At 50.8% G+C, this 6,918-nt stretch carries 5 protein-coding genes; all 5 read right to left on the bottom strand.

What is annotated here, in order from left to right:
• Window positions 1-187, bottom strand: a 187-nt coding sequence (locus CIK04_RS17720; RefSeq protein WP_325205726.1) for a transporter substrate-binding domain-containing protein, incomplete at its 3' end; no start/stop codon positions are given.
• A 290-nt stretch (window positions 188-477) separates the two neighbouring features.
• Window positions 478-1,680 carry an L-2-hydroxyglutarate oxidase gene (gene lhgO / locus CIK04_RS17715; RefSeq protein WP_097353238.1) on the bottom strand — a complete coding sequence of 401 codons (1,203 nt, stop codon included), beginning with the start codon at window positions 1,678-1,680 and terminating at the stop codon, window positions 478-480.
• A 65-nt stretch (window positions 1,681-1,745) separates the two neighbouring features.
• Window positions 1,746-3,866 carry a TRAP transporter permease gene (locus tag CIK04_RS17710; protein WP_097353239.1) on the bottom strand — a complete coding sequence of 707 codons (2,121 nt, stop codon included), beginning with the start codon at window positions 3,864-3,866 and terminating at the stop codon, window positions 1,746-1,748.
• A gap of 73 nt (window positions 3,867-3,939) precedes the next feature.
• Window positions 3,940-4,950 (bottom strand): TAXI family TRAP transporter solute-binding subunit, encoded by a 1,011-nt coding sequence (locus CIK04_RS17705; protein WP_011081891.1) that lies wholly within the window; start codon window positions 4,948-4,950, stop codon window positions 3,940-3,942.
• A 487-nt stretch (window positions 4,951-5,437) separates the two neighbouring features.
• Window positions 5,438-6,814 (bottom strand): sigma-54 dependent transcriptional regulator, encoded by a 1,377-nt coding sequence (locus tag CIK04_RS17700; RefSeq protein ID WP_097353271.1) that lies wholly within the window; start codon window positions 6,812-6,814, stop codon window positions 5,438-5,440.
• Between the last annotated feature and the right edge of the window lie 104 nt (window positions 6,815-6,918).

Raw genomic sequence — 6,918 nt, 5'->3', positions numbered from 1 at the left:
TCATCTCTTCACACAAGGCATTCGCCATATCGACGTCAAAGCCTTTTAGTGAACCATCGGCTTCTGTCCAGCTAAATGGAGGGTACGCCCCTTCAATGCCAAAGCCGAACCGTTTCCATTCCTTCGCCTGAGCGATACCCGACACTGCGGTTGCGGCCAATGTTGCTGCAAGTAACCACTTCTTCATATCCATACTCCTGTGATTGTTTTGTATTGCGATGTTGTGTTTTGTTGTTAGGTTCTAGGTTCTAGGTTCTAGGTTCTAGGTTCTAGGTTCTAGGTTCTAGGTTCTAGGTTCTAGGTTCTAGGTTCTAGGTTCTAGGTTCTAGCAACTAGTATCTACTTCCTAATTTCTAGTTCCTAGTACCTCGAAACTCATTCCTCGTACCTAGGTTCCTAGTCCCTAGTCTCTACTTCCAACAAAGGGGCACTCATTTGAGCGCCCCTTTCTTTTAAACTTGATGTTGAATTTCCGTCTTAAAGCTTGGCGTCAACTTTATTGCAGATGTACTCTCCAATTGGCATCGCCGATGTCGCCGCAGGTGAGGGCGCATTGCACACATGCAAACTACGTGGACTTTCGGCAAAGAGAAAATCATGCACCAATGAACCGTCCGAGAGCACCGCTTGGGCACGAATCCCTGCAGGATAAGGCTGCAAGTCTTCAACTTGAATCATCGGACAATACTTGTTCACCAGTTTGAGATACCCCGCCTTCCACCAAGAGTTAATAAACTCTTTCACCCCGGTAGCAAAGTGCTGTTTGGTGACCTTCCAAAACCCAGCAAAGCGCAACATTTGCCAAGTGTCGTGAACGCTGAAGTTGAGTCGGCCATAGCCTTCACGTTTCCAACCTTGCACCGCATTCGGCCCCACCGTCACTGAGCCGTCGATCATGCGCGTTAAATGCACGCCCAAGAACGGTAAATCCGGATCAGGAATCGGGTAAATCAGATGTTTCACCACTTGGTTGTGTTTAGTCGGCAAACGGTAGTATTCACCGCGATAAGGGATGATCTGAAAGTCAGTCTCAATACCCAGCATCTTGGTCAATCGGTCCGCCATCAGCCCACCACAGGACACCAAAAAGCGCCCGTTAAGCTGCACCGTTTCCCCCGCACACTCACAGGTAACTTGCACTTCATCCGCATGCTCTTCAAGCGCGATCACCTTAGCGTTGAGGCGCACCTCTCCTCCTAAACCCACCAATTCCTGCGCCATTTTTTCCGTCACCAAACGGTAATCAACAATACTAGTGGACTTCACATAAATGGCCCCTAAACCGACGATATTGGGCTCCGCCAGTTTCAATTGCGCCGCATCAAGCAGCTCGACCTCAATGCCATTCACATGGCAGCGCTCATAAAGCGCATTCATCCTTTCCACTTCTGCTGCCGCCGTCGCCACCAGCAACTTGCCACAGTTTTCAACCGGAATCTGATGCTTGGCGCAAAATGCCTTGGTGGCTTCCACGCCACGTTTACAGAAATCCGCTTTTAGACTGCCCGGCGCATAGTAGACCCCGGCGTGAATCACGCCACTGTTATTCCCTGTTTGATGACGAGCAAAGCCCGATTCCTTTTCGACCAACAACACCGATTTTTCTGGATAACGCTGCTGCAATTGCCAAGCCGTTGAGACCCCAACAATCCCGCCACCCACAACAATAAAATCGTACACTTCACTACTCCCTTCTCATTCAGGATGCGCATTTGCACTGCGCTCAAACGATGAGCGCAGGAGAATTAAGAAACCGCTGCCGCTTGTTGCGCCTGATATTGGCGACCACTGTACACGAAAATGACGGCGAATATGATGAGTGATGCCACACGTAACCAAAGTGGCACATCATGCCACACCATCAACGCACCAGAAGCGGCAAGCACGAGGCGCAGCAGCCAATTGATTTGGCCTTCTAAATAGCCTTCCAGTGCGCCAATCAAGGCATAGGTACCAAAAATGGCGAAGAATCCCGTCACCAGCACTGTGGTCACGTCCCAACTTACCAAGCCGGTATAGGCAATCAGCAGTGGCACGAGATAAAGCCCTTTGGCGATTTTCCACGCGGTAAGCCCGGTGCGCATCGGCGGTGTTTTGGCGATGGTGGCGGCGGCAAACGCGGTTAAGCACACGGGCGGGGTAACATTGCTGTCTTGTGAAAGCCAGAAAATAATCAAGTGTGCGGCTAAAAGTGCCAAACCTACGGCTTCTATACCCAAACTTTGCTGAAGTAAGGTTTCTTTGAAGTCGACGGGCACCAAAGCCAGCATCTCTTTCGCGGTCTCGATGGCCATCGGGGCATTGAGCAAATCGAGCTTATCGGGTGCTGCGAGCATAAAAATCGCTTTCGCTTGTTCTGGCAATTGCCCCGCCGACATCAGGCTCAACAGCTGGTTTTCCGCAATCAATTGATACAAGGCAGGGGCAGAGAGCGTGCCCAACACGATGTAAGCCGCGGTAACTGGCAGGCCCATGCCCAACACCAGTGAGGCCAATGCAATCAGCACTAGCATGATCAGCAAGTCCCCCTGCGACCAACCGTTGATCATCAATGAGAAGGTATTGCCAATCCCGGTGGTGCTGATCACGTTGATCACCAAGCCAATGCCTACCAGCAAGACCGCAGTCGTCGCCATGTTCTTTGCCCCTTGGGCAAGTGCATCGATGATCTCTTTGGGCCCCATTTTGTGGTCTTTCGAGAACCAAGACGCCACCACCACCGAAAGGATAGACAAACCGGCCGCGTAGGTCGGAGTAAAGCCCTGTACCAATAAGGTAACCAGCACCGCCAGAGGGATCAGATTGTGCCAACCAGACAGCAGCACCTTGCCCAATGATTCATCACTGGTGGTGATTTTCTGCACGCCGCTGCGTTTGGCTTCGATGCGCACAAAAAACGCCACCGACAGAAAGTAAATCAAAGCAGGGACAAATGACACCGCGACAATATCGACATAAGGAATCTGCGTGTAAGAGGCCATAATGAACGCCCCCGCGCCCATCACCGGAGGCATCAATTGCCCCCCCGTTGACGCCGCGGCTTCTACCCCCGCGGCAAAGCGCGATGGAAAGCCCGCTTTTTGCATCAGCGGAATACTGATCACGCCAGTCGAAACGGTATTGGCGACACTAGAACCCGACACCGACCCCATCAGCCCAGAGCCCAACACCGCAATAAAACCGGGGCCACCGATGATTTTACCCGCCGCCGCACGCGAGACATTGATGATGTAATCCCCCACGCCCGATTTCACCAAAAACGCGCCAAAGAGGATGAACATGAATACGAAGGTCCAACTGATGCGTGAAATCGAACCAAACATCCCTTCAGAGGAGAAGAAACTGCGGTAGAGCAGGGTTTCCATGCTCAAACCGGGGAAATGGAAAATGCCGCCCGCCCATTTGCCCCACCACACCACGTAACTCAAACAGATGACGATCAAAACAGGAATAAACCAGCCCATGGTGCGACGAATGATCTCAATCGCGATTAAAATTGCAGTAATAGAAACCACCCAATCCGAGGCGACAAATTTCACACCACGCTGGTATAAAGCATCTTCCGCAAAGGGGATATAAATCAAACACGCCAGTGCTGCAATGCCAATCAGCACATCTACGGCTAACGCAATACGGCTGCGCTTCAAACAGGCGTGCGCCGGGTACCACAGCAAACATATCAGCGCAAAGCCGGCAAAATGAGTCGCAGAGATCCACAGCTCCGGCAAGGTCGATAAGGTGTTGAACCAAATATGCAGCAGGGATAGCACCACACCAATGCCGGTGATGGCGGCGGTTACCCACGGAAAATCCGTTCGTGTCGGTAACTCAAACTGCTGCAACTGTTGTTGTAAAGAATCACTCATGATCAGACTCCGAGGGAACAAGAAACAATAACAAGCCTCACGCCCACCAACGTTCATTGGTGGGCAAAGTCGCTTACTTGCTCATCAGAGCATCAGGAATGGTGATGCCCACTTCTTTGTAGTAACGCGCCGCACCTGGGTGCAGCGGCAGCGGCAGACCTGCAATCGCTTTTTCTATCGCCATCGCTTTGGTTGCTTTATGGATGCCTTGTAAGAAGGTAAGGTTTTCGTAAATCGCTTTGGTGAGCTGGTAAACGTCTTCGTCAGAAATGTCATCACGAACAGCAAGGAAGTTAGGCTGAGCGATGGTCGTCACTGGCTTATCCACACCTGGGTAAGTGTTGGCTGGGATGACGTATTTGGTCCAGAGCTGATATTTGCCGTTGGCTTGTTTGATTTGTTCATCGGTAAACGAGAGGAGCTGGATATCGTTCCCCAACGCAGCAAACGCTTGTGTTACCGCGCCCACTGGCACGCCAGCCGGGGTGTTCATACCATCGATGGTGCCATTTTGCATCGCACTTGCACTCGCGCCATAGCCCATGTATGCCAGATTGAACTCATCCGGATTGACACCTAAACCCGACATAATTTGACGACCTGAATTTTCCGTGCCTGAATTTTTGGTGCCAATAGAAAACTTCTTATCTTTCATATTGTTCAGATCCGCCACGGTACCAGAGCTGGTTAGGTCACTGCGCACAATAAAGTGTTCGACGTTTTGCCACAGCATGGAGACCGAACGCAGTTTGGTTTGCGGGCCGCTTTGCGCGTATGGGCCATCACCGGTTGAAGCCCAAGCGCCATAAAGACCTTGCAGGATGGCGAATTGCGCTTCGTTGTCGTTCATCAGCTTGATGTTTTCGCCTGATCCCGCCGAGCTGATCGCAGAGAGAGAGAACTTATATTGAGGCTCAAGCTTCACTTTGCTTAGCGTCGCCAGTGCCACCCCTACTGGATAATACGTCCCGCCCGTCGAGGCCGTGGCCAAAATATAGCTGCGGTTATCTGCTGCGGCGACATTGCTGGCCGAGAAACAGACCATGGCGACAGCGAGAGATTTCATCAATAGGTTCTTTTTCATGGTTACACTCCGTTGTAGGGTAGTTGTTATGGTTTTGTTACCTATCCCCTTCCTACTTGAAGCTGCAGCGGTGTTGGCTGCATTCGTTCACCCCAATCACATAGCGTATCTATGCTCATGGGGATTCACTCACTTGCCGCCTACCTGCAACTCCAAGTTGTTTGGGTATACAGCCTTAGAGCAAACAAGATGCCAACTTTTAAATTATTGATATATAAAAGATATGTGACAAGAAACCAGGAAAATGAGCAATATTTGGCTGATTTACTCTGCTGAAGATGAGCAAGATTTTGCTTATTGCGCGTGAAAGAAAGAAACAAAAAAGCAAATTAAAATCAAACAGTTAAACTAAAAAGAGCTTAAACCGTTCGCATCTGTATTCGCACTTCGTGATCAAAGTTATAAAAATGTTAACGCTCGCAATAAGCAAAATCTTGCTCATTGCTTGTATCTGCTCATCTGATCGTCAGCTTATCGATTTGTTTAATCAGTTATCGGTGTAATCGGCTCGATTCAGACCGAGCTTCTGCATTTTTTGATTGAGGGTGCGACGAGGAAGATCAAGCTCGTTCATCACCTCCAAAATGCTGCCTTGGTGGCGCACTAAAGCATCGTGAATCACCTTGCGCTCAAAATTGTGCAGTTGGATGGCCAGCGGCACACCAACAGGCAAGCTCTCTTGCACCATCGCCGCGCGGCTCGAAAGGATCTCCATCACCGACAAACTCTCATCCAGCGCAAAACGCACCGCGACATTGCGCAGCTCACGCACATTACCCGGCCACGCATAACTCAAGAGCGATCGTGATTCCGCTGCGCTCAGTACACGTTTGTTTGGGTTCGCTTGCGAGGCAAAATGCTCAAACAAGAGCAACGGGTCTTCCTCTCGCTCACGCAATGGCGGCAAGTGCAACTGCGCCACATTGAGACGATAAAACAGATCCTGACGAAAAGCGGGATGATTAAACAAGTTCTCTTTTGCTGCCGCCACCACGCGTAAATCCACATTCACTGGTCGGTTGGCACCCAAGCGTTCCACCTGGTTTTCTTGCAAACTGCGCAGCACTTTAACCTGCATCGCCATTGGCATGCTTTCAATTTCGTCCATGAACAAGGTGCCTTTATCGGCATACTCAAGCTTGCCAATGCGGCGCTTACTGGCCCCCGTAAACGCCCCAACTTCATGGCCGAACAGCTCGCTTTCAAAGAGATTTTCCGGAATCGCGCCACAGTTGATCGCCACAAATGGATTGGCTCGTCGCGCGCTTTCAGTATGTAAACTGCGCGCCACCAACTCCTTTCCGGTTCCCGTTTCGCCATAGATGATCACATTGGTGTCCATGCTGGCAACGCGTGCGACTTGCTCACGCAACTGGCGCATGATCGCGCTTTGACCAATCAAGACCTGCTCAATGCCACTGAGCTGCTGCAGATAATGGCTGCGATTGCCATAGTCTGCTTGCTGCTGATATTCACTCACCGCGCGCTGCAGTGTCGACGCGAGGCGATCGGGATTAAACGGTTTCTCAATGAAATCGTACGCGCCATTTTGCAGCGCCTTAACCGCCATATCGACATCGCCATGCCCAGTGACCAAGATGATCGGACAGCTCACTTGTTCGCGCTGCAACTCCGCCAGCAGAGCGATACCATCCAAATCCGGCAAACGCACATCACTGACAATGCCGTCAAAATCGCCGGTTTTGATCGCCGTAAGGGCAGGAAGGCCATGGCTAAATGCCTCAACGTGGAAGCCAGCCAGTTGCAACCATTGGGCGGTTGCTTGGCGGACGATTTCATCGTCTTCAATCAGGGCGATATGGGGGAAAGAAACTGCATCCATCGAGAAATACCACTTGTCCATCGTGTCAAATTTTCCTGCTGCTACGTTAGCAAAAAGCACCGTTCGGAAAAGGAGCTGGATCTCACTTCTCAACAACAAAGCTTTAACAAACCCGACAAGCAGAG

It is taken from the genome of Vibrio sp. 03_296, from assembly GCF_002265885.1.
This window is presented reverse-complemented; position numbering and strand designations above follow the sequence as displayed.